Annotated in this window: 23 protein-coding genes; 10 read left to right on the top strand and 13 right to left on the bottom strand. The window is 35.3% G+C overall.

What is annotated here, in order from left to right; genetic code table 11:
* Window positions 1-32 precede the first annotated feature (32 nt).
* Entirely contained in the window at window positions 33-1229 is a 1197-nt protein-coding gene (locus HUW50_RS11455) for an MFS transporter (protein WP_066327981.1), read from the bottom strand.
* A gap of 189 nt (window positions 1230-1418) precedes the next feature.
* On the opposite strand from HUW50_RS11455, the gene HUW50_RS11450 reads away from it, so the two are divergent.
* Both HUW50_RS11450 and HUW50_RS11445 read left to right on the top strand, forming a co-directional pair.
* Complete coding sequence (locus tag HUW50_RS11450; protein ID WP_185653920.1) at window positions 1419-1781, top strand: winged helix-turn-helix transcriptional regulator; 363 nt, start codon at window positions 1419-1421, stop codon at window positions 1779-1781.
* Window positions 1782-2047: 266 nt separating this feature from the next.
* Window positions 2048-3325 carry an IS110 family RNA-guided transposase gene (locus HUW50_RS11445; protein ID WP_185654056.1) on the top strand — a complete coding sequence of 426 codons (1278 nt, stop codon included), beginning with the start codon at window positions 2048-2050 and terminating at the stop codon, window positions 3323-3325.
* 530 nt (window positions 3326-3855) lie between these two features.
* On the opposite strand, the gene HUW50_RS11440 is transcribed toward HUW50_RS11445, so the two are convergent.
* Window positions 3856-5808, bottom strand: a complete 1953-nt coding sequence (locus HUW50_RS11440) for a BglG family transcription antiterminator (protein WP_311774047.1) — start codon at window positions 5806-5808, stop codon at window positions 3856-3858.
* Between the two features lie 229 nt (window positions 5809-6037).
* Between HUW50_RS11440 and HUW50_RS11435 the strand changes: the two genes are divergently transcribed.
* Together HUW50_RS11435 and HUW50_RS11430 are read left to right on the top strand one after the other, a co-directional pair.
* Window positions 6038-6817, top strand: coding sequence for a DeoR/GlpR family DNA-binding transcription regulator (locus tag HUW50_RS11435; protein WP_185653918.1), 780 nt, complete (start codon window positions 6038-6040; stop codon window positions 6815-6817).
* 1 nt (window position 6818) lies between these two features.
* Window positions 6819-7682, top strand: coding sequence for a Cof-type HAD-IIB family hydrolase (locus HUW50_RS11430; protein ID WP_066327966.1), 864 nt, complete (start codon window positions 6819-6821; stop codon window positions 7680-7682).
* Window positions 7683-7767: 85 nt separating this feature from the next.
* On the opposite strand, the gene HUW50_RS11425 is transcribed toward HUW50_RS11430, so the two are convergent.
* The 7 genes from HUW50_RS11425 to HUW50_RS11395 form a co-directional block, all read right to left on the bottom strand.
* On the bottom strand, window positions 7768-8982 hold the full coding sequence (locus HUW50_RS11425) for a Ger(x)C family spore germination protein (protein ID WP_066327964.1): 1215 nt from the start codon (window positions 8980-8982) through the stop codon (window positions 7768-7770).
* Window positions 8979-10580, bottom strand: a complete 1602-nt coding sequence (locus HUW50_RS11420; RefSeq protein ID WP_066327963.1) for a spore germination protein — start codon at window positions 10578-10580, stop codon at window positions 8979-8981. Before HUW50_RS11420 ends, HUW50_RS11425 begins: the two co-directional genes overlap by 4 nt.
* The gene (locus tag HUW50_RS11415) at window positions 10577-11692 is read right to left on the bottom strand and encodes a GerAB/ArcD/ProY family transporter (RefSeq protein WP_066327960.1); all 1116 of its coding nucleotides are present in this window, start codon (window positions 11690-11692) and stop codon (window positions 10577-10579) included. Before HUW50_RS11415 ends, HUW50_RS11420 begins: the two co-directional genes overlap by 4 nt.
* Before the next feature lies 1 nt (window position 11693).
* Window positions 11694-11921, bottom strand: coding sequence for a hypothetical protein (locus HUW50_RS11410; protein ID WP_066327957.1), 228 nt, complete (start codon window positions 11919-11921; stop codon window positions 11694-11696).
* A gap of 93 nt (window positions 11922-12014) precedes the next feature.
* Window positions 12015-12179 (bottom strand): hypothetical protein, encoded by a 165-nt coding sequence (locus HUW50_RS11405; protein WP_157094304.1) that lies wholly within the window; start codon window positions 12177-12179, stop codon window positions 12015-12017.
* A gap of 33 nt (window positions 12180-12212) precedes the next feature.
* Entirely contained in the window at window positions 12213-13367 is a 1155-nt protein-coding gene (locus tag HUW50_RS11400; RefSeq protein ID WP_185653917.1) for a Ger(x)C family spore germination protein, read from the bottom strand.
* A gap of 29 nt (window positions 13368-13396) precedes the next feature.
* Window positions 13397-14962, bottom strand: coding sequence for a spore germination protein (locus HUW50_RS11395; RefSeq protein ID WP_083964483.1), 1566 nt, complete (start codon window positions 14960-14962; stop codon window positions 13397-13399).
* Between the two features lie 588 nt (window positions 14963-15550).
* Here HUW50_RS11395 and HUW50_RS11390 point away from each other — a divergent pair.
* The 4 genes from HUW50_RS11390 to HUW50_RS11375 all read left to right on the top strand — a co-directional run bounded on the left by HUW50_RS11390 (window position 15551) and on the right by HUW50_RS11375 (window position 17917).
* Entirely contained in the window at window positions 15551-15721 is a 171-nt protein-coding gene (locus HUW50_RS11390) for an aspartyl-phosphate phosphatase Spo0E family protein (RefSeq protein ID WP_083964482.1), read from the top strand.
* A 91-nt stretch (window positions 15722-15812) separates the two neighbouring features.
* Entirely contained in the window at window positions 15813-16703 is an 891-nt protein-coding gene (cidR, locus tag HUW50_RS11385; RefSeq protein WP_066327928.1) for a cidABC operon transcriptional activator CidR, read from the top strand.
* A 309-nt stretch (window positions 16704-17012) separates the two neighbouring features.
* Window positions 17013-17531, top strand: coding sequence for an acyl-CoA thioesterase (locus tag HUW50_RS11380; RefSeq protein ID WP_066327924.1), 519 nt, complete (start codon window positions 17013-17015; stop codon window positions 17529-17531).
* Window positions 17532-17545: 14 nt separating this feature from the next.
* Entirely contained in the window at window positions 17546-17917 is a 372-nt protein-coding gene (locus tag HUW50_RS11375) for a hypothetical protein (protein ID WP_066327921.1), read from the top strand.
* An 83-nt stretch (window positions 17918-18000) separates the two neighbouring features.
* Here the strand turns inward: HUW50_RS11375 and HUW50_RS11370 are convergent, their stop codons facing one another.
* Together HUW50_RS11370 and HUW50_RS11365 are read right to left on the bottom strand one after the other, a co-directional pair.
* The gene (locus HUW50_RS11370) at window positions 18001-18405 is read right to left on the bottom strand and encodes a hypothetical protein (protein WP_185653916.1); all 405 of its coding nucleotides are present in this window, start codon (window positions 18403-18405) and stop codon (window positions 18001-18003) included.
* Between the two features lie 153 nt (window positions 18406-18558).
* A complete protein-coding gene (locus tag HUW50_RS11365) occupies window positions 18559-19560 on the bottom strand; it encodes a cation diffusion facilitator family transporter (RefSeq protein ID WP_260445675.1) in 1002 nt (333 codons plus the stop codon).
* A 411-nt stretch (window positions 19561-19971) separates the two neighbouring features.
* On the opposite strand from HUW50_RS11365, the gene HUW50_RS11360 reads away from it, so the two are divergent.
* Together HUW50_RS11360 and HUW50_RS11355 are read left to right on the top strand one after the other, a co-directional pair.
* The gene (locus HUW50_RS11360; RefSeq protein ID WP_066327900.1) at window positions 19972-20553 is read left to right on the top strand and encodes a YitT family protein; all 582 of its coding nucleotides are present in this window, start codon (window positions 19972-19974) and stop codon (window positions 20551-20553) included.
* Window positions 20554-20727: 174 nt separating this feature from the next.
* Window positions 20728-21042 (top strand): DUF5634 family protein, encoded by a 315-nt coding sequence (locus HUW50_RS11355; protein WP_066327899.1) that lies wholly within the window; start codon window positions 20728-20730, stop codon window positions 21040-21042.
* Window positions 21043-21181: 139 nt separating this feature from the next.
* Here HUW50_RS11355 and HUW50_RS11350 read toward each other — a convergent pair whose 3' ends face one another.
* Together HUW50_RS11350 and megL are read right to left on the bottom strand one after the other, a co-directional pair.
* Window positions 21182-22603, bottom strand: a complete 1422-nt coding sequence (locus HUW50_RS11350; protein ID WP_066327898.1) for an alanine/glycine:cation symporter family protein — start codon at window positions 22601-22603, stop codon at window positions 21182-21184.
* A 362-nt stretch (window positions 22604-22965) separates the two neighbouring features.
* Window positions 22966-24153, bottom strand: coding sequence for a methionine gamma-lyase (megL, locus tag HUW50_RS11345; protein ID WP_066327890.1), 1188 nt, complete (start codon window positions 24151-24153; stop codon window positions 22966-22968).
* Window positions 24154-24327 lie beyond the last annotated feature (174 nt).

Genomic DNA, 24327 nt, shown 5'->3' with positions numbered 1-24327 from the left:
CCTCCTTTTAAAAAAACATTTCCCACAAATTCCTACGCCGCCTTACTTACCTGATCCTTTCGTTCAAGAGCTCGACTATAGCCAGTTAGAATTGCGGCTATTAAAACCATCATCGCACCGATCCATGAAGTATGAATGAGTCCAATAGAATCTGTAATCAATCCACCCAGATACGAGCCGATTGCAATGCCTGCATTAAATGCAGCAATATTAATTGCAGAGGCCACATCAACCGCACTTGGTACAAAACGTTCTGCTAAAATCACGACATATACTTGTAGGCCTGGTACATTCATGAAAGCTAGTAACCCCATTAAAAGTATCGTAATAAGACCAGCTAATTTAAATGGTGCTGTGAACATCAAAATAACAAGAACAATAGCTTGGACAATAAACATATAAAACAATGAACCAAGTGGATTTCGGTTAGATAACTTTCCACCAATCATATTCCCGATTGCTATTGCAATTCCGTAAACTAGCAAAATAATCGCAACTGTTTCACTCTTAAAGCCAGTAATCTCTTGTAATAATGGCGATAAATACGTAAATACAACGAATGTTCCGCCATAGCCTAATGCAGTAATAATAAATAGTAGTAATAAACGACCGTTTGTCACAAGTTTGATTTGATCTCGAAGGCTTGTCGGAAGTCCTTTTCGTAAATCAGATGGAATAAGGATGCTGTTGGCAATAAATGCAATAATACCAATGACAATAATCGCGAAAAAGGCAAATCTCCAGCCGAATTGTTGCCCGATATATGTTCCAAATGGAACTCCTGTAACCGTTGCAACTGTAAGTCCTGTAAACATAATTGAAATAGCACTAGCTCTTCGATTCTCTGGTACTAAATCTGCTGCAATTGTCGAGCCAATGGACATAAACACACCGTGTGACAAGGCCGAAATGATCCGAGCTACTAGTAAGACACCAATACTTGTTGCACTAGCAGCTAAACTGTTACCTATAATAAAAATCACCATAATCCAAAGCAATAAGGATCTACGCGACATGCTTGATGTTAAAGATGTTAAGATAGGTGCTCCAACGGTCACTCCTAACGCATATAAAGAAACAGTTAACCCTGCAGTGGTCACAGGAATATTTAAATCTTCAGCTATTAGTGGTAGTAATCCTACACTAATAAATTCTGTCGTCCCAATGGCAAATGCACTTACTGCTAATGCAAGCAATGCCAGAGTACTACGCTTTTTATCTATCGACATAATTTCTCCTCCTATTTTTCGTTTAAATTACTAATAATAGAAACAAACGATAAAATGAATAGTAGCTATCGGCTTGCAAATGTTATTATGAATTATGGAAACTCAATTGGAAAGTACGCACTTTTTTGTGCTGAAGGCACCTAAAAGTTATATAGGTACTTTTTAGTACCTATATTTAGGAGGGGTTATATGGAGAAAAAGAAATACAATATATCAGTCGAAGCAACGCTAGAAGTTATCGGCGGCAAGTGGAAATGCGTCATTCTTTGCCATCTCACACATGGAAAAAAACGTACAAGTGAATTAAAACGTCTTATGCCAACGATTACACAGAAAATGCTAACTCAACAATTACGTGAATTAGAGCAAGATGGGGTTATTAATCGCATTGTTTACAATCAAATCCCGCCAAAAGTTGAATATGAACTAAGTGATTATGGAAAGAGTTTAGACAGTATCTTGTCATCCCTATGTGATTGGGGAGAAAAACATATCACAAAAGTGTACGGAGATAAATCTACTGTTTTAGAAGAGAGCGTTTTAAATAATTAACTACTGAAATGAATTTCATTAACTCTTTTTATAAGGCCCTTTTCTAAAAGATTGTTGTTTCTGAACAAAACTGATTAGGTTGATTGGAACGGATATGCGAGACTCCTGTGGGAGTAGTGGGACAGATGAGACCCCGCAGGCGCTTCGCGCTGAGGAGCATTCCTGTTTAATATCCTTAAGGCTTCTTGCAAAACAAAAAGTCCTCTTGTATGATGCTTGAGTATCAACGACTAAATTGACTCATCACCATACAGGAGGACCATATGATGAATAGTAATATGAATACCAAAATTAATCAAGTATCTGAAAAAACACTTGTTATTGGAATAGACATTGCGAAGAAAAAACATTACGCATGCGCTATCGATGATCGTGGACGAATTTTGCAAAAACCGTTTCCGTTCATACAATCCCTTGATGGGTTTGAGCAACTACACAATATGATTCATTCTCTACTAGAATCACATGAAAAGACAGATGTCTTAGTCGGCTTTGAGCCCACAGGGCATTATTGGATGAACTTAGCTGCTTATTTAGTCGAAAATAATATTCAATTTGTCATGGTTAACCCTATGCATGTGAATAGAACGAAGGAATTAGATGATAACCTTCAAACTAAGAATGATCAAAAGGACGCTCGCGTTATCGCTTCTTTAATCCGCGATGGCCGGTTCAACTATACACGAATTTTAGAAGGGACAGAAGCCGAACTTCGTAATGGGGCGAGTTTTCGGACTAAAATGCAGGAAGACATCGTATCACTTAAGAATCGAATGATTCGGTGGACAGATCTTTATTTCCCTGAGTTCCATCATGTATTCAAAAGCTTCGGTAAAAACGCATGCGCTGTTCTCGAGGTGACACCTTTGCCAATCGATTTTGATGGGAAAAATGATGAAGAACTTATCTCACTTTACAAAAGGGTTGAAGGAATAAAGTGTCTTTCCGTTTCTAAAATACAAAAGCTAAAATCAATAGCCGGTCAGTCCATTGGTTTAACTGAGGGGCTAGAAATGGCCCGATTTGAAATGGATACATTACTTTCTCAGTACAAAGCTCTTTCAAACCAACTGGAGGTCTTATCATCAAGGTTAAATGACCTCGCTCAACAATTGACAGACTATGAGTATATTTTATCTATTCCTGGTTTAGGCGAAAATACTGTTGTTGAACTACTCTCTGAGATAGGTTCTCTTAGGCAATATCAGCACCCACGCCAATTAATTAAATTAGCGGGGCTCACGCTTAGAGAAAACTCTTCTGGCCAACACAAAGGTCAAAAGAAAATTTCCAAAAGAGGTAGGAGGAAGTTACGGGCTATATTATTTAGAGTCATCCTCCCTATAATTCAACACAACATAGCGTTTAAATCTTTGTACCATTACTATACGACTCGTACTGTCAATCCATTAAAGAAGAAAGAAGCCATGGTTGTTTTATGCGGGAAATTACTAAAAATTCTACACGCTTTGTGTACAAAACGAGTGCACTTTAATGTAAATCATATGTTAACAGATCTCCATTGCCTCAAAGAGGCAGCCTAAGCAACTTCCTAGTTTGTAATCTAGACAATAGGATGACACGGAGAAGTTGGCACGAAATGAGCCATTAGACTAAGAGTCCCTCGAGGAGCATAGCCAGCCTCTGCCTTATGAATAGACCGAACGAAGGAATGTACGCGTTAGACGCCAAGAGACATGGGAGGGTACGTCATCATAAGATTCGCAGAGATCCGAAGTGCATCATATAAGCACTTAGAGTTAATCATTTCCAATTAACTCTAGCGAAGCGTAACCTCAGAATAACAATATTTTGAACTTTTGGAAATTGATGATAATCTGTAGTGAAAATCAGTAAGTGAAAATTTTTTTTCTGTCTATTAAAACAGTTTTAAGCGTTGATATACCAACATTTCTAGAGGGAGGCTCATCGCCCGCCCCACGGAAAGCGAGCATCCTCTCGCTGCAATCAACCAACCCAATACTATTTTAAAAGCAACAAAGTTTGCGAAAACAGCCTTTTATAAAAAACCTGTTAAATTGACGATCATTTAACAGGTTTTTCTCGTTCTCTTTCACTTATTTAATAGCGATAAAAATTGGTCGATCGATGTTGATTCAGTTAATTTCTTTATTAACCTAGGCTGTTCACTAATAGACGATAATTCCCGAAATAGTTGCTTTGTAGCTTGTTGATCTTGATTGGGAACTGCTAGCATAAAGACTAGTGAAACCTTTTCTGTTTCCCATTCTATTGAATGCTTTAAGGTTGCTACTGCGATAGCAGGCTTTCTAATTAGCTTTGGGTTACCATGTGGAATGGCTATGCCTGATCCAATCGTTGTTGCTGACATCCTTTCCCTAATGATAGCACTATGACCATACTCATTTTCCACAAATCCTGCTTCATATAATGCGTTTGCCAGTTTTTCTATAATTTTAAAGCGATGATCACTGACTTGATTTAGAAAAAGTGTGGAAGTTTCGATAAACTGATTTAACATACTATGATGTTGATTTTCTTCAGTTGCTGACGTTTGTTGTGCAATAAATGCTTTAAGCCTATTTTCTTCTGCCCCTTCTAATAAAGGTGAAATGACAATATGAGGAATTATGACATCGGGTAGATCAATCGTTGATATAATCAGATCTACCTCATGGTCAATTAAATAGTCTCGTAAATCAGCTTTTGCAATACAACCAATTATGTTTACTGATTGGATTTTCTTCTCTATCTTCGCATTTAATAATTGCGACATTCCAATGCCCATATGACAAACGATGATCACATTTTGGTCATTTCCTATAGTTTGACGAAGCCTTTCAATTGAAGCCTGAAAGTGAATCGTTAAATATGCAGCTTCTTCCTCTGGAATTGCAATTGAAAACGAATGATTGATTTCCTCTAATACATGGATGACCGAATCAAATACATATGGGTACATCCTTTTGATTTCATTAAGCATTGGGTTAGAGACTGTAAGACCGTAAGTTAAACGATTTAAGGCTGAGTATAAATGGATATGCAAACCTTCTTTTAACGAGTTGTCATTCTTAAAGTCAACCTTAGTTAGTTCAGTCATATTTGATATGAGTTCTTTAATAATAGCCGAAAGTTGAGCATTCATTTGGGGATTTTCATAGAGCTCATTAATTTCTTGGTTATGCTGTATTCGAAACCTCCCACCTAGTAAATGCAATGTAAAATAAGCAATTTCCTCCTCCGAAAAGTGCACAACGAACATAATTTCAAGCTTCTTTAGAAATGTATGTGCCCATTGAAATTCCAACTTATCCATTACGATGTTCATATCTTCATTAGCGAGAGAAATAGGTTGCCCTAATTTCATTCTTCTGATCATTAGAAGTATATGAGTTAAAAGTCTGTCATTTGTTTCATCAGTGAAAAATAATGAATGGAACCGTTGAAAGTCTAGTAATTCTCTTTGGATTATTTTAATTTCATGTTGTGAAAACTTGTTTAGTAAAAATACCAACCCTGTTGCTGATTCCTTGTTTAAATCAGACAAGTTTGCTAAAGCCCTTCTTTTATTTGTTTCAGAACCCTCAATGCTTAGGCCAATTTTTTGTTTTGATTGTAAGGATAATTCTTTTTGAGTTAACCATTTCTCAAGTTTTTCTAGATCCTTTTTTATAATAGATTTATTAACATAATGTTTTTCTGCAAGTTCCTGCGCAGAAATTGGCTCTCTGCCCATAATGAGTTCATAAGCAATATGTAAAAGTCGAGTTGAATCCTCTTCATCTTTAGTCATTGAGCTAGTTAACTGAAGCATTTGAAAAAGCTGAGCTTTTTCAAGATCATCTATATCGATATATACACCCAGACCAGGCTTGCGAATCAACTTTGCACTTGTGTTTTCTCGCAAATAGATCTCAATTGTTTTAAAATCATTTCGAATTGTTTTCTCAGAATAACCTACGCGTTCCGCGATATCCTGCACAAATAGTGGCTTTCCAGATTTAGTTACTAATATTCTTAAAATTTCCTTTTGTCTTTCATTCATTCTTTTCACCTATTTCTTGTTGTAACGCCTTACATTTATCTACTCCATTTATACCATAAGAAGTTCCTTATTAACAAAAACAGAAACGAAATTCATTTGCTTTATATATATGTCATTCAGCCATATTGCTTATTATTCATTATTTAACTTGTAATACAGCTAAAAAACACTTATAATTAATTATAAATACTTATATATACTTAAAAACACTTAAATAAGGGCTGGTTTAATGTTCCAAGAAGAAAGATTACGCTCCATTATCGATTATTTAAAAAAAGCGAAACGAATATCTGTTGATGAAATCTGTAGCCTTTTTGATGTATCAAGAGATACAGCAAGAAGAGATTTAGTAAAGCTCGAGGAAGATAAAGCGATTATCCGAACACGAGGAGGAGCCATTCTTCCTTCAGGGCAGCATGTGATTAAGGATTACTCTAATCGTTTAAGCTTAGTCTCATCTGAAAAGAAACGGATTGGAAAAAAGGCTGCCTCACTAATAATGCCTGGCGATTACATTATTCTAGATACATCAACAACCGTTCAAGCATGTGCAGAACATATAAAGGATATTGAATGTACAGTTATCACGAATTCCATAAATCAAGCTGATATTTTAGCGAAGAATTCACAAGCTCATATTCAATTACTTGGTGGGGAATTCCATAAAGAACATCGTTATTTATACGGAACTTCTGTCATTGAAAAACTTTCACATTACCATGTAGACAAAACATTCATTGGTTGTGTTGGTATTTCTGAAAAAGGTTTAACAGTTGCCCATGAAGAGGATGGGATGGTCATGCAAAAAATGATGCAGCAAGCTGATCAAGTGATCCTCCTAGCAGATCATACAAAGATTGGTGTTACTGGTTATTTTCGCTGTGCAACCTTAAACGATATTGATTTATTTATCACTGATCAGGAAATAGATGAAGAATTTCAAGAGCTTCTTGAGAAGCATGGAGTAGAATTACTGATTGTATCTCAGACACATGATGGAGGTCGATAATATGACGAAATTGATTGCAATCGATTTAGATGGGACTCTCTTAAATAGTAAGAGTCAAATAAGCACTGAAAATCTTGAAGCAATTAAAAATGCTCAAAATGCTGGGATTGAGGTTGTTATCGCTACTGGCCGTGCTCATTTTGACGTGCAAGCTCTTTTTAAAAACTCTGGGGTAAAAACGTGGATTATAGGAGCTAATGGGGCTACGATCCATGCCCCAGATGGTTCACTTTATTATTCACAACCAATCGAACCAGAGCTAGCCTATGATATCCTGCGTTCTTTAGAAGAAGATGGCTACTACTATGAAGTCTTTAGCGAGGAGTGTATTTTCACATCTCAGAATGGAAGAGAGCTTTTGCAAATAGAAATTGATCGAATGAAAAGTGCAAATCCCGAGGTTAATAGCTCAAGCTTAGAGGAAGCTTTAGTGAAGCAATTTAGTCAAACCGGCTTTTGCTTTATTGATTCTTATAAAGATATAAAAAATGCTTCTGCAGAGATTTATAACATCCTTGCTTTTTCGTTCTTCGAGGAAAAGTTAGAAACTGGATGGGCAAAATACGGAAACATAGATGGACTAACAATCGTATCCTCAGCACATCATAACTTTGAGCTTGAACACTGCGGAGCATCTAAAGGGAATGCCTTAAGACGCCTTTCGGATAAGCTCGATATTCCTATTGCTAAAACAATTGCAATCGGTGATAGCATGAATGATGTTTCCATGCTAAAACTAGCGGGTAAAGGGATTGCGATGGGAAATGCAAGGTTAGAAGTTAAAGAAATTAGCGATGAAATTACTTTGACAAATGATGAGCATGGCGTTGCAAAGATCCTCCTATCGGAATTAATAGAATGCTGATAAAATTTTAGCCAACCAAACCTCGGCGTAACACCTTAATGGTAGCGTGACGAAGATGGTTGGCTTTATCTTTAATTATCTATTATTATTCTTTCAAGTTTTCTAGGTCAGTCATAAAACTTTTATTTTTGATGCCTGATCGTAATAAATGAAGATCAACCTCAACATCAACCTCAGCTTTTGAAAATACTTCATCCCACTTGCTTTCTTGTTTTTTGAATTTTTGCGGGTCTTGGCGATATAATGCTTCACCAAATCCAAAGATGTCTACACTGAATTCTTCTTGAATATTCTGTATCATAGTCGTAATATCTTTTTTTACTAGTTCATTAATTTTTTTCTCATATTCCATAAAAACGTCAATTTTCGTTAGATCATTTGTACATTCAGATCCTTGTATTTTTGTTTCCCCTGTAATCTTCACCATAAGCTTGGGATTGTTATTTTTGTAACTTACGTTAATTTTAGTATTAGACCTAGAAACCCTTACATCGAAATAAGGTTGTTCCTCCACTTTCCCTTCTTCACACGGGATACTTAAGCTCGTATGTTTTAACTTTTGAGTCCATAAATAATCTCTTGTTTCCTTCAATGGTATAGACCCCAGCATTTTATCATCCTTAAAAATAGCAATCCCATCTATGAGGATAAGCGCCTCTGGATCTAACGATTTATTATTCTCTACATTTTTCCCCTTCTCCACATCACCCTTTAATACAACAGTTGCCGCAACTGGATTTTTGCCTTTGGAAATAATAGCAGCTATAAAATCTGTCAATCGCACGCGGGGATCTCCTCCCCATTCCTCAAGAAACGTATTAATTTGTTTATGGAGTTTTAAAGATGGACTTTTTTGAATAGGGTATGTGATTTTTGTGAAATCAGAGGCAGGATTTCCCTTAGTAATAAGGATATTAAAGTCATTACGGAAATGCCCGCTCCTCTCTAAAAAATCTAAAAAGCCAAACAATCCCTCTCGTGCGATTTCTTCATTGATAAAAACAACTCGCGTATGAGAATAAATTAGCTTACGAGCCAATCCAACATTCATTTTATTAGATAATTCCGATAGAGAGTTTCCCTCTAATGAATAGGTAATAACTGGTGTATTTCCTAGAGATCCTTGTTTTCCAAACTCTGGGGAATTAACTAATTCAACCGTCATCCTATACTTTTTTTCTTCGCCGGGATCAACAGCAATTCCTGTAACAATTGATACGTCATTTAACTCTTCTTTATCCCAACAACCGGTTAATAGGAAGGACATTAACACAAAAAAACCAATCATTTTTTTGTTCATTTTGTATTCTCTCCCCTTGAACTCGAATCCGGTGGAGAAGGTGGTGACGCCCCTTCCTCTTTTACTGGAGCATCTGTTACTAAGTAGGAAGGTCTATTTCTATCTGACCAAATAGGGAATCTTATAAAGACGTCTTTCTGGTCCTTTAATTTAAATGGAGCTACAGGTGTTAAATACGGGACTCCAAATGTTCGTAAACTTACCAAATGAATAACCATTATAATGAGAGAGATAAGAATTCCATATAACCCTAAGGAAGCAGCCATAAAAATTAAAATAAACCTTATAAGGCGAGCAGCGATTGAAAAATTATATATTGGAGATACAAAGCTGGCGATAGCAGAGAATGATACAACAATAACTAATACATTGGAAACTAATCCAGCTTCAACCGCAGCTTGTCCGATTACAAGTGCTCCAACTATGGATAGCGTTTGCCCAACTGCTCTAGGCATCCTTACCCCCGCTTCGCGCAATACTTCAAATGTAAGCTCCATTATTAATATTTCAATAACAGCTGGAAATGGTACACCTTCCCTTTGACCTTGAACACTAATTAAAAGCGGAGTCGGTAAAAGCTCATGATGATAAGTTGTTATCGCCACATACAAAGAGGGAAATGTTAAGGCGATCATAAAAGCAATATAGCGAATGATTCGGATAAAGCTTGTCATAAAAAAAGGTTGGTAATAGTCTTCTGCTGACTGAAAGAAATCAGTGAAAACAGAGGGAACGATTAATACAAATGGAGTCCCATCAAGAAAAATAGCAATTTTCCCTTCTAACAAATTCCCACTAATACTGTCTGGACGCTCAGTGTTGAAAATGAGCGGAAAAAAGGTAAAGTTATCATCTGCAATAAACTCCTCTATATTTCCAGTGTCTAACACACCTGATGTTTTTATTTTTTTTACTCTCTGTTTAACTTCATCTAATATATCCTCATTAACAATTCCCTTCATATAACCAATTACTAGCTTTGTATGTGAATCACTTCCAACATGGAAATTTTCAAACACTAGTCGTGGATTCTTTATTCTTCTTCTAACTAAACCGATATTTGTATCAATATCTTCTACAAAACCATCTTTTGGTCCTCGAATTATCGTTTGTGTACTTGGCTCATCAATTGATCTTTTTTCCATACCACCAATGTTCAAACCCAAGGCCTTTATTTGTTCATCTACTAATATAACTGCAAAGCCATTGAGTATCTGCCAAACAATCTGATGAAGAGTCTCTGCATACTCATATGCAACTGCTGGAAAATAGGCTTCCCTTATTTTATCGATATCTTTATCATCTTCTTTAGCCTCTTTAAATGCATCTCTTAAAGGTTCTAATACTTGTGAATTAAGCTCATTTTTATTCAGTGTCGTACCTAAATAGCAAACACAACCGTTCCTGCTTCCTATTTTAATATCAATATTTTGATAATCAGATGTTTGATAAAATAACTCATGCAAACTCTTTAAATTAATTTCTAGCTTATGGTCATAATCCTTTGGAATACCTTCCTTGTCAAAAATCTCTTTCTCAGTTGTTTCTCCACTTTTTTTATTTTTTCTCCGCTGAAACATATAAGAAAGTTTACTCATAGACTAGACTCCTTTTCCTGCTTCTTCTTCGTTTTCCATAATAAAATAGGGAGCACTATAGCAGGGAAAACAAACTGAAATGGAATATGCATATATAGGGGAACAAACTTGAGACCTTCCTCTATGTGTTCTACAAAGTTATTGCTAATAACTACTGTGAGAAACCCAATTATGGTACCCATCGGAATGGTCATGGTACGATAAGGTCTTTTCGTAATAAGCTCAAGCCCTTTTAATCCACCGTAAAAGAAAATACTTACCTTTACAATAATTCCAAACATAACGAAAAAAACAATGATCAAATCCACCCGTTCTATAAAACTCAACAATGATATTTCACGTGAAGCACTTAGTAAGGGAAAATTTGCTCTTTCTTTTAAATCTATTCCTAACGTTGCAATTTGAACAAGAGAGCCGTATGTTAACAATAAACCACTAGTTAAAACAGCTGCGGCACTTACCCTTCCAACCTTCTTAGTTTTCCCTACATAAACGATAATAACTGTAAAGGCAATAGCTTCACCAAATGGAAAGGTTAGCAATTGCGGAAATATTGCTTTAAATATAGGCCCAAGCCCATTTGAAAGCACCGGCAATAAATGATGAAATTCTAAGCCTCCTGAAAACCATATGCCTAATCCTGTTGTAACGATAAATGTCACAACATATGGAAAGAAAACTTCACTTGTACGTCCTAACACTTCTAAACCATGTTGTAGCATATAAATGATGACAAGCATCATCGTAATACAGATAACTTCGATTGGAGTAAACTCAAAAATTGTTGAAACTAGTAGCTCACAAAAATCTCTTAATACTCTTGCTGAAAGATAAAAAAAGTAGATTACATACAAAAGAGTGATAAGCTTTCCAACCCATTTCCCAAAACAAAAGACATATATTTCGAAAATATTTTTCCCAGGTAGCCTTGATAATAAAAATACATAATAAAGTACAATAAATATCCCTATTAATGTGGCGAGAATAACAGCTATCCAAGCATCTTGCTTCGCATCATTACCGATCCCAACCAAGGCTGCACTGCCAATTTGAAAGCATATAATAATAATGTATAACTGCCAAAGAGATATCTTCTCTACAAGATTACTCATACTAGGATTTCATTCCATTCTTTTGAAGCTTTCCCTTAATTCCGGCTACAATTGTATAAAGAAACCCAATGAATAAAAAAACAAACACCATCCATTTATTTGTACCAGGTGCTAAACTAAGGATTTTGAGTATTTCGGTTATCAAATCACTCTTATATATAAATGCATCGATTCTTGCTACAAGGACAGTAAGAATTGTCAGGATCATTAGAAACATGAATACTCTCATCGAAACCTTCCTACAACCGTATTTTCACGTCGTCAAGACTGATCGATGATCAGTCTTTTCTTAAAAAGCAACAAAGTTTGCGAAAACAGCCTTTTAAATAAACGATCGAATAACCAACATGATACTTAAAATGAACCCAATCAACCCAAGACAGGAAAAAACAATTAATTCTTTTATTTCTTTTTTCCTAACTAATCTTGGGATTTCAAACGCAAAGATGATGACAAAAATGACGAAAATCAACAAAAACTTAGACATATATCAAACCTTCTCTTACTAAGTGATATGATACTATTTTGTTAAACCGATTCTTCTTACGTAAACAGTAGGATGAATCGATACTTCTAATTCTGTAAATCTTTCATTCCAATCTTTTTTATATTTCTCATTCCATTGTTTTGGATATTTTTTATATACAGCTTCTCCAAAACCAAATATATCTGTACCAAGATCATCTTTTGACTTATCTAATACACTTTGAATTCTGTCTTTAACTTCCTTCTCGATCTCAATTTGTAACTTATCGATGTTTTTCGAATCATCTAAATTTAATTCAGAAGCGTTTTCCATTACATTCATTTCTGATGTAGTTTTTACAGCTATTTTTATCTCTCCATTTTTAATTTTAGGAACAATTTTTGTTTCCGTTCGAATAATATTCGTACTAATATGGCCACCACCCTTTTCTTCTGGGACTTTGACGGTAATGACTCCAAGTTCCATTTCATCTCGCAACCATAAAATCCCTCTCGTTTGCGAATCGTTCATCCACCCAACCAATTTATCATCTTTAAATACTGCTGCTCCAATGATTGCTTGTGTTTTATCAGTCTCAGCACTACCACTACCTCCTTTTTCCATTGGTTCTGACGCAAATTGAGGAGCTACCGGCTCTAAGCCTTCAGTAAGAAGCATATCGAGAAACTCTTTAATATTTACAGACAACCCCACACTAAGCTTCGTTAGCTCCCTTGTTTCTTCAGCTGTGACACTTTCTAATGTAGGTCTATTCTTGATAATTTCAAAGGCTTTACCTTTTGTAAACATAATATAGCTATTCATACGAGGTTCATGAAACCTTGAATAGAAATCAAGAATATGGGAAACACCCTTTTTAGCGAGTTCTTCCCCTATTATTAAAACCCTACTATGAGAAAAGAATATGCGTCTTGATAACTTTCCTTGAAGATGTCTATATGCTTCAGAAAGTGTGTCACCAGTATCTGAAATCATAAAAGTACTATTTTCACCACTACCTGTTGTACCACTAGTTGGACCTAGCTTTGATGGGACCGCTACTTGAAGTGATAAACGAATTTTATCGTCCTCTAGATCTAAACCAACAGCAGTAACGATTGCAATATCATTTATTTCAATTCGATTCCAGCAACCAGATAGCAAGAAGACTGACATTGCTAAAATGACCAATATTCTAGTTGTTTTCATCTGTACCATCCTGCCCTCTTAGAAGCGATTTAATATTTACGTCTCTTTGAAGCTAACCTCTTTAAATTCCTTTTAGCAGTTTGTTCTGGTCTTTCATTCATTCCCCACCATGGAACCCTAATTATGACATCCTTAAGATTATTGAAATTAAAAGGAGCAATAGGTGCCAAATAAGGAACCCCAAATGAACGGAGCTGGACAAGATGAACCAATATAAAAAATACGCCTAACAGAATCCCATAAAATCCGAGCAGTGCAGCTAAGAACATCATCAAAAAACGAAGAAGACGAATCGCCCCTGTCAAACTGTAACTAGGGAACATAAACGAAGCAATCCCTGTAATGGAAACAACGATAACCAAGGGAGCGGAAACAATCCCTGCTTCAACTGCTGCCTGACCGATTACTAATGCACCGACAATACTAACTGTTGATCCAATTGGTCTAGGTAGCCGCAAACCAGCCTCCCTTAAAGCTTCAAATGTTATTTCCATTAACAATGCTTCTACTACCGCCGGGAACGGTACCTTCTCTCTAGAGGCAGCGACACTAAACAAGAGATTTGTTGGTAATAATTCCTGATGAAAGGTTGTTACCGCAATATAAATGGACGGAAACAACAATGCAATTAATAAAAATAAATACCTGATGCATCGTATAAACGATGCCATAAGGAATCTTCCATAATAATCTTCTGGAGAAGCCATCATTTGAAAAAAAGTAACTGGTACAACAAGTACAAATGGACTGTTTTCAACAATTATCCCAACTCTTCCCTCAAGGAGGTTCCCAACAACACGATCCGGCCTTTCCGTTTGTAATACTTGTGGAAATACAGAGTAAGGATTATCCTCAATAAATTCTACAATATATCCACTATCCTCAATGGCATCAATGTCTATCCGTCTTAGTCTACTTCGTACTTCTTCAACCAATGACGACTCTGCAATACCTTCTATATAGGTTATAACTATTTCCGTTTTAGAAAGTCTTCCTAACTTCATGCTTTCCAATTTAAGTTGAGGGGATTTAATCCTCCTACGAAGCATGCTTGTATTTGTTCGTATATTTTCAGTAAAGCCCTCTCTTGGCCCTAGTACTACTGCTTCTGAAGCTGGCTCATCGACTGATCGTTGTGCCCATGATTGTTCACTTATTAAAAGCGTTTGTTTAAACCCATCAATGAGAATTACTGTCCCACCAATAAATAAATGATCAGCAAGTTGTTGAATAGTTTCTCCTTTTTCAACTTGTCCTGAGCTTATTACATCTTCAATATCTACAATAGTTAGGTGAGTTTTTTTTTGTAAATCTTGATTATGGTTTAATAATGGCTCCAAAATACTATTTTCCATTCTTTTCATATCTACTAGTCCATCAAGGTATAGAATAATTGCAGTATACGTTTTATTTATGTCAAATTTCCGATAAGTAAAGTCTGAAGATCCTTCAAACATTCTTCTAATTTTATAAAAATCTTCTTCAAGAGTTCCTGTTAAATAATCAGTCTCATCCTTATTGGTATGGGTATTGCTATTTTTATTCATAACTTTTTGAGTAGAGCTTAGAAGTTTCATCCATCTATTCATTTTCATTTCCATGCACCTCCCAATAGGATGATCAATATTACGACAGAACTTTTTTACGAATAAATGCAATACAGAAAAATAAAATCGGTAAGATGATGTGCATCAAAGTAAGAACATATATGTTAAGATACTTAAAAGCTATTTCTAAATGTGTTACAAAGTCTCTTCCTATTAATAAAGATAATGTTCCAAATTCAAATCCAATGAGAATATAAAAAAGTTGAAGTGAGCTTATTTTTTCCTTTTCCACCTGTCACTCCCACCAATTCCTTACCATAAATTTTCGCCTCTGGTTAAATTTATCTTTTCCGATTTAATCCTTGTTATGCGTTTTCTTACAATTTTTAAATTGATAACGCCAATATATTAGCAACTGATTCAGACTTTTTATTCTTAAACATAAAAACCCTTCCGCTAACAATATGGAAGGTTTCTCGATTTTAAACATATTTAATCGTTTTTAGTCGACTCACTATGAAGAACTTAAAGAAAATGTCTTTTTAATAGAAGAATTGTCGAAGGTATTTCAAAATCCACCAAAATCATTAATAATATAGATATATTTAACATACCTTTTAATGGGAGCTATGAAATATGAATACAAAATATTACTCTGAATTAACATATAAGATAAATCTAGTAAGAAAACTTATGATTGTCACAGCACAAACAAAGGGATTCAATAATCCTGAAACAATTAAATATAGTGAGGAATTAGATAGACTTATTTTTGAAACACAGATATTTTTAAAATCCTGCAGTTAAAATTTATCTATCGAGTTCCACATTACTTGAATTGTCGCAGATTAATGATACATTAATACCTGTACTAGATTATACAAGTAGGTGGAATTCATTGGATATCAAACAATTACAATACTTTATTGAAGTTGCAAATAATAATAGCTTCTCCCGGGCAGCCGAGCACCTATTTATAACTCAACCTACCATTAGTAAAATGATTAAAAACCTTGAAACAGAATTAGGTGTGCCATTATTTGATCGCTCTCGAAAAAAGCTTCTCTTAACCGATGCAGGACATACGATATTAGAACAAGCAAAGTTGATCGACAAAGCGTTTACGAATTTAGAAATAGAGTTAGATAATCTTTTAGGCTTGAATAAAGGACATATTAGAATTGGTTTACCACCTATATTTGATGCTCACTTTTTCCTTAAAATAATTGGCTGTTTTCACGAAAAGTATCCAGGGATTACCTTTCAATTTGTTGAAGATGGATCAAAGAAGATAGAAGATGATGTGGATAACAATCTCCTTGATGTAGGTGTTGTGGTCCTTCCAACTAACAATGAAATGTTTGAACATTTTTCTTTTATGGAGGAGGACTTGAAACTAATCCTCCACCCAACACACCCATTAGCCAATCAAATTGAAGTTAATTTAGCAGAATTAGCAAATGAATCCTTTATTCTTTTTAATAAGGACTTTGTTTTAAATGACAGGATCATAAATGCTTGTAATAATATTGGCTTTAATCCACATATTATTTCTGAAAGTTCCCAATGGTCCTTTATTGAAGAAATGGTTGCCTCAAAGCTTGGAATATCCCTTTTACCAGAAAGCATTTGCCGTTATTTAAACAAGAATGTCCGAACTGTAAAAATAGTAAATCCTTCGATCAGGTGGAACCTCGCCCTCATTTGGGGAAAAAACAAATATCTTTCTACTGCAGCAAAGGAATGGTTACAGTTTACGAAGGAACATCTGACAAATAAAAATTCATGAATACTTCAAATAGACGATCCTTAGTTAAGGTCGTCTATTTTATTTGAAAAAAAATGAGAAACATTCTTTTTGCCCATACTTGAAAATCCTCCCCTTCCAGCTCATTCACTTAATTTATACTTGGAAGCATTTACATAGACAAAAGCTATACTTCAGATAAAATATAACCATTTTACTTAACAAAAACTCAGGTCTACACTTGTAACAAGTAAACAATAACTTTTTTCAGCATCACTTTATCATCTCTATGAAGAAATGCAGAAGACAGCAAATTTCTGTGTAAATCCAATATGAAAGGATGGATTAAAAATGGAAGCAATAAAAACAAAAGAAAGCCGCATTGTTAGTACAGACCAAGTATTATCATGTGATTTAAATAATTATAATACTCTTTTTGGTGGAGTTCTGATGAAAAAACTAGATAATGTCGCAACGTTATCAGCACGTAGACATTCTAGAGTAAAGGAATGTGTAACAGCATCTACAGATTCTATCGACTTTTTATGTCCAATTCACCAAACTGATTCAGTCTGCATTGAATCATTTGTTACCTATACAGGAAAAACATCTATGGAAATTTTTTGTAAAGTAATCGCCGAGGATATGATGACAGGCGAACGTAGAATGGCTGCAACAGCCTTTTTAACCTTTGTTGCATTAGACGAAAAGAAACAACCGGTAGAAGTTCCTGGTATTATCCCAGAAACAGAAGAGGAAAAGTTTCTCTACAACACTGCTAAAGATAGAGCGGAAATGCGTAGATTAAGAAGAAAGAAAAGTAAGGAACTAGCAGAATATATTACAGTTAGAAAACCTTGGGATAAATAAGAGGAGGGCGAATAATGATTACCATATCTAGTCATGATGAATTGAAGGCCACCGAAGAAGCGGTTAAACAATTAAAACGGGACTTTCCTCAACTTTTTGACAAACTATTGCATGTCGTAAATTTAACAAGAGCATTCCAATTCAAATTTCAATATATGGGTTGTTTAATTATGGATGAAGATGTTCATAATTGCACACCTAATTTTGTTTATGGATCTGTTTTACGCTTATATAAGAAAGAAGTACAAAAATTGATCAATGATATAGATTCACAAGTTCTCAAGGACTTATTTGTTGCTAATAAAAATGTTGGCTATGCAAAGATTAGTTTATTACTTCTTGGTCATACTACTGAATCGTTAGTAGGCTCATCATCTATACAATAATAAAAATCCACTACTGAACGAAAATGGACTCCCTCGGGTAGCAACCACTTTCATTCAGTAGTTTTCATCTTTTTAAAAGACATTCAAAGTACCTTTTGACTTTTGCTTTTATAACTCTCTTTATCCTTTTCAAGAAGAATATTTAGGGATATAAGATTCACCTCTTCTTTTTCACCAAAAATTGTTATTTCCTTATTTGTACTATTTACATAAATATTTTCATTATCTATTTTCATTTCATCCAAAGAATGCATATATTCAAACGTTTGTTCAAGAAAGTTTGATTGATTATTGGACAGTAGATATGTTATTGCATCACGGTGGGCAATCGTTCGTTTCCAATCCCCATTGTTATACCAAATAAGTTTACTTGCTGACGCTTCATCAGGATAACCATACTTATTTATTAGCTTAAAAGCACCTTCTCTCAATTTTTCTTGCCATGTTTTTAAAATTTCGTCTACATACAATTTATATTTGCTATTCATAATAATACCTCCCAAATAAGCTAATAAACAGTATATGTAGGAATTATATGGAATTGAAATCATATTTCTTTAAATAATGTATTTTTTTGCATGCGCTAAAAAAATACGACACAAATAAACTCAAGCAAGAAAACTGCTTGAGTTCGTTTAGTTTCAAATCAGACCATTTAACCGATCTGGGGACAGATCCATAATCCCATCATCCTCTATAATACCGAGAGTAACATCGGTAATATCTTGATCAGATATAATTTTATCTTGCACCCTAAATTTTATATCATCAGCAACTGCAAGTGAAAGTCCTTTTCTTAATTCAATTAGGCCCTCAACATGATAATATCGACCTTCTTGTATTATCCTGAGTTTTTTAATATCTGTAACATCTTCATCACTTAATATTGTTCTGAACACTTTTTCTTCAATATCCTTTGGCGCAGCTACCCCGATAAGTCCAACCATATTATCAAATCCTACTCTGAAGGCTACTCCAATCATTAAAAAGCCAATTAGAATTGTAGCTATACCATCCAAGCTTGTGAAATCAGTAAATGCTGTGACAATGATTGCGGTTAAGGCTAATAATGCCCCTGTAACAGCTACGATGTCTTCATAAAAAACTAAACGAGTAGGCGGTGCTGCACGACCAACGTTACTAAATGCCGCTTTGGCTATTCCCCATCCTTTTGTCTTTTCTACTCTAGCTTCCTTTAGAATTTCCTTCATTGCTTTTAGTAAAATTCCACCATCAATAACCAGGTTAATGATTAATACACCTATACTTAACCAAAACCCACCGGTATTTTCTACTGGGTGATGCAGTAAGTGCCAGCCTTCTTTGATTGTTTCGTAAGCCATGATGGTCACTACTATGACTGCGATCATACAAAATATGTTGATTACACGTCCAAAGCCTGTTGGAAATTGTGGCGTCGGCCGTTTTTCTGATAGAACACTACCAATAAACACAAACCCTTGATTTACTGCATCTGCAAGTGAGTGCATAGCAGATGCAAACATAGCCCCACTCCCACTTATTACATAAGCGATAGCCTTACAAGCTGCAATAATCCCGTTACCAATCATTGCAACTGCTGATGATTTATTCCCCTTTTTAATTAGTGATATAAATCCATTATTGTCTGTTTCATTACTCAAGTTTAACGCCTCCATAAATCAGCATTTTATAATATGTTTATTGTTCTTTAAAATTCGTGGATTATTACTTTTGAACATGAAATTGCATTCCAATGCTCATATAAAAATAATAGGCTCTTTTCTAAAAGATTGTTGTTTTTGAACAAAACTGATTAGGTTTATTGGTGCGGAAGGTGCGAGACTCCTGTGGGAGTAGCGGGACAGATGAGACCCCGCAGGCGCTCGCGCTGAGGAGGCTCATCGCCCGCCCCACGGAAAGCGAGCATCCTGGAGTGCCAATCAACCAACCCAATACTATTTTAAAAGCAACAAGGTTTGCGAAAACAGCCAAATAATAAAATGCAGACTTCATTTAAAATCAAATACGTACATATGATAAATACATGTCCAATTACTTTGGAGGGGTTATCAATGAAATTTATTAGAAAAGGCTTGATCATTATTATTGGCAGCATCTTAATATCCTTAGGAATAAATTACTTTTTGGTCCCCTACAAAGTGTTGGATGGAGGAATCATTGGGATCGGTCTTATTGTAAATTATTTATGGGGCCTTAAAGCAGGCCTGATGATTATCATTTTTAGTATTCCTATCTTTTTCATCGCTTGGTTTGGCTATAGAGATTATTTTTACAATAGCTTACATGGTATGGTTATCTCTTCCTTTTTTATCGATATCTTAAACCCAATCCATGCATTTTTTCGTATTGAAGCTGTTCCTAGCTCCATCATTGGCGGGATCTTAGTTGGCTTAGGAATTGGGCTAATGTTGAAATATAAAACGAGTACTGGTGGAACAGATCTTGTCGCTCAATTTATCTCTGATAAAACAGGTATGAATGTGGGTATCCTCATTTTTATTATTGATGCAGTTGTTATTTTATCTGGTGGCCTGTTATTTTCAACCGAAACTCTTTTGCTTTCGATTATCACCATTCTTTTTGTTGGCATTACGACAAGTATATTTACAAGAAATGTTGTACATTCAGATTAGGCTAAACACGTACAAGCACCTGGAGTGACTCACTTGGACTCGCACTCCCTCAGAAGTCTCACGTTTCCGCTCCAATCAACAGTAGCTTTACCATAGCCTTTCAAAAAAAGGTGTTTAGCAACAAAAAAGAAAGACATATTAAGATAAGAGGAAAATTGAAATGGAGTTGAAAAGATGGATTTTTTATCAAGAGAGCAAATTATTAACGAACTACAGGATTCGTTTCAACCTTTTATTAATAAGTATGGAATAGAGGACATTGGTATTTTTGAAGAAGAAGGTCAAGATAATCATTACTATTTAGGCTATACAGTTCGTAAAGAAGGAAAGACCTATCATATCCATTCATCTTATTTAAAGAACAATCATGGGGGTTTAGCTCCTGAGAAAAAAGAATGGACAATAGAATCTGATGAACCTGATAGGAAGGATTTGAAAGGATTTAAGGGATTAGAGGATGCCCTTCGTGAAATTCAGGAGATTCACTAGGAGATGGGCTGGATGTGTAGCACTTATCCACAGTCTTAAAACAAAAACCTTAGCCCGAAAAATTATCGAGCTAAGGCTTTTATTTTTTTAGCACTATAAATTGACTAATCATTTTACCTTACATGATCTTCAAGAAAGTTTATTTGTTACCGGCACTTCTCTTTTCTGAAGTTCCACCCCATGCTTCAACATTTTTTAGACCTTTAATATTTGAAACATGAAAGACTGGATTTTTTCCACTCGCTTTTTGTTTCAAATAGTCATTGAGTGCTGAGATCGCAATCTTCCCAAGTAGCACAATCGCAATTAAGTTAATGATTGCCATTAAGCCCATTAGTAAATCAGCAAGACTCCAGACAAAGCTTAACGATGCAAGAGATCCAAATGCGACCATGCCAACTACTGCAATACGGTAAATATTTAGCCATAGTTTACTTGTATTGATAAACTCAATGTTTGTTTCACCATAATAATAGTTCCCAACAACTGAACTAAAGCAAAATAGTAAAACAATGATTGCAAGGAATATCCCAGCCCAAGAACCCATTGTTGTTTCAAGTGCATTTTGTGTAAGCAGGATACCATTTGATTCTGTTGATGTGTAAAGACCTGACAAAAGAATAATAAATGCTGTTGAGCTACAGATTAAAAGTGTATCCACAAATACACCAAGAGATTGAATTAATCCTTGTTTTACAGGATGGCTGACATCAGCTGTAGCTGCAGCATTCGGAGCACTACCCATACCTGCTTCATTTGAAAACAAACCACGTTTTATTCCATTCATCATCGCAGCACCTAAAGCTCCACCAGCCACTTCACTGACACCAAAAGCACTTTCGAATATTAAAACGATTACACCAGGTAATTCGGAAATATTCATAATCATGATAAACAGAGCAATTAATATATATCCTCCTGCCATGATTGGTACCATGATTTCTGATACTGTTGCAACTCGTTTTATCCCACCAAAGATAACAACGGCTGTAATGATAGACAAGACGATCGCAATGATAATTTTATTTATTCCAAAAGATCCATTTAACGCACTTGTAATTGTATTTGCCTGAACCGAATTAAATGCTAATCCAAACGTTAGAGAAATTAACACAGCAAATGTTACACCCATCCAGCGAGCATTTAACGCCTTTTCCATATAGTAAGCGGGACCGCCTCGGTAATTGTTACCATCTTTAACCTTATAAATTTGAGCTAGTGTACTTTCTATAAATGCAGAAGCTGAACCAATTAAGGCAATCAACCACATCCAAAACACCGCTCCTGGACCACCAGTTGTGATTGCTATTGCAACCCCTGCAAGGTTACCTGTACCTACGCGTGAAGCTGTACTAATACAAAAAGCCTGAAAGGATGAGACACCTTTTTTATCAGCCCTTGCACCTTCACCTAAGAGCCTAAACATTTCGCCAATTAAACGAAACTGTACAAACTTTGTTCGAAAAGTAAAATAAAGACCAGTCCCAATTAACAATATAATTAAAACATATGACCAAAGTAATGTATTAGTTCCATTAATAAACGTTTCAATTATGTTCAATTCACAACACCCCTTACTTTATTTACTCTAGACTTTCATATGATGCACAATCGTCTACAGATATACACTTTTACTATATTAGCATATTACCTAATTCCTAAAAACCTTTATTTTCATCGAGATTTTTTGATAATAAAGCACGACAAACGATATTGGTATTCGTATTCAGTAAATCTAGGCATTAGTTTATTTTTCTAACTTTAAAACCAGCCTCCTTCTTAGAGCGTATTACTATAGGTGTTCAAATTATTACAAATAACGAAAAAGGTCGATCGTATTAAATACGTTTAAAACATATGTAGTCCATATAGAATTAGGAAAGACCTGCTCACACTTAGCATTTCAACAGGTCTTTTTTATTGTCACAATGAATCTAAAGCCTGCTTTAAATCCTCCCAAATATCCTCCCATGCTTCCAGTCCTACCGAGAGACGAAGTAATTCATTTGAAATCCCCATATCCTTTCTAACATCTTCAGGAATGACTGCATGTGTCATTGAAGCAGGATGCTGGATAAGTGTTTCAGCATCACCTAGGCTTACCGCAATTGGGATTAGTTTTAATTGATTTACCACTCTTACAGCTTCTTCATATGTCCCATTAACTTCAAATGATAGAAGACCTCCACCGTTTTTCATTTGTCTCTTCATTATTTCGTAATCTGGGTGATTTTGGTCTCCAGGGTAATAAACTGCCTTAATCCTTGGATGATTACCCAATAGATCGACAAGCTTTTTTGCATTTTCACAATGGCGATCCATCCTTACAGCCAATGTTTTGATTCCTCTAAGCAGTAACCAAGCATCAAAAGGAGAAATGACTCCTCCAATATCCTTTTGAGTCGTTTTCTTTAAGTGACTTATAACTTCATGATTTCCGACAATGATACCTGCAATTACATCACCATGCCCACCAATGTACTTCGTTGCACTATGAATGGTAATATCACAGCCTAATGTTAGAGGTTTTTGTAAATAAGGAGTTGAGAAAGTATTATCAACAACAACCATTATTCCCTTTTCTTTAGCAATCTTTACAACTAGTTCTAAGTCAATTAATTTCATTGTAGGATTAATTGGCGTTTCAATATAAATACACGTTGTGTTCTCTTGAATTTTTGAAATAATTTCTTCGGTTGTAGCTAATTCTGAGAAGGTATGATCGATTTGATATTTTTCTTGTAGCATCCTTAACAGGCCGAAGGTACACCCATAAACACCTCTTGAACATAAAATATGATCATTCGCCTTTGTTAATCCAATTAAAACTGCTGATACTGCAGCCATTCCTGACCCGAATGCAAGTGCCGCCTCCCCCTCTTCTAACTGGGCCATACGTTTTTCTAAAACTGTAACTGTAGGATTTGAAAGCCTTGAATAAATATAGCCATCCTCTACACCTGCAAATCGATTAGCTCCTTGCTCTAATGATGTAAAAGTAAAGGTTGATGATTGATAAATTGGTGGGGTTAAGCTATCTGAGTGCTCTTTCGAAGTATAACCTGCATGGATTGCCTTTGTTTCAAAATGATATGTGCCTTCTTTTTTCATTGTTATCCCCCTTGTCCGGAACATGATAGTTACTAGGCGGTTGTATTTTATATCTTATTTGCTCAAACCTTATTTCGTCACAGGTATACTTGTAATTTTTTAAATGATGTATTTTTAGACAACAAAAAGCACCTACATTCTTTTAATGTAGATGCTTTTATCATCTTTTTATAG

It is taken from the genome of Metabacillus sp. KUDC1714 (assembly GCF_014217835.1).
In the GTDB taxonomy this organism is placed as follows: Bacteria; Bacillota; Bacilli; order Bacillales; family Bacillaceae; genus Metabacillus; species Metabacillus rhizosphaerae.
The sequence above is the reverse complement of the archived record's forward strand: the minus strand, read 5'-3'. Positions and strand labels throughout refer to the sequence as shown.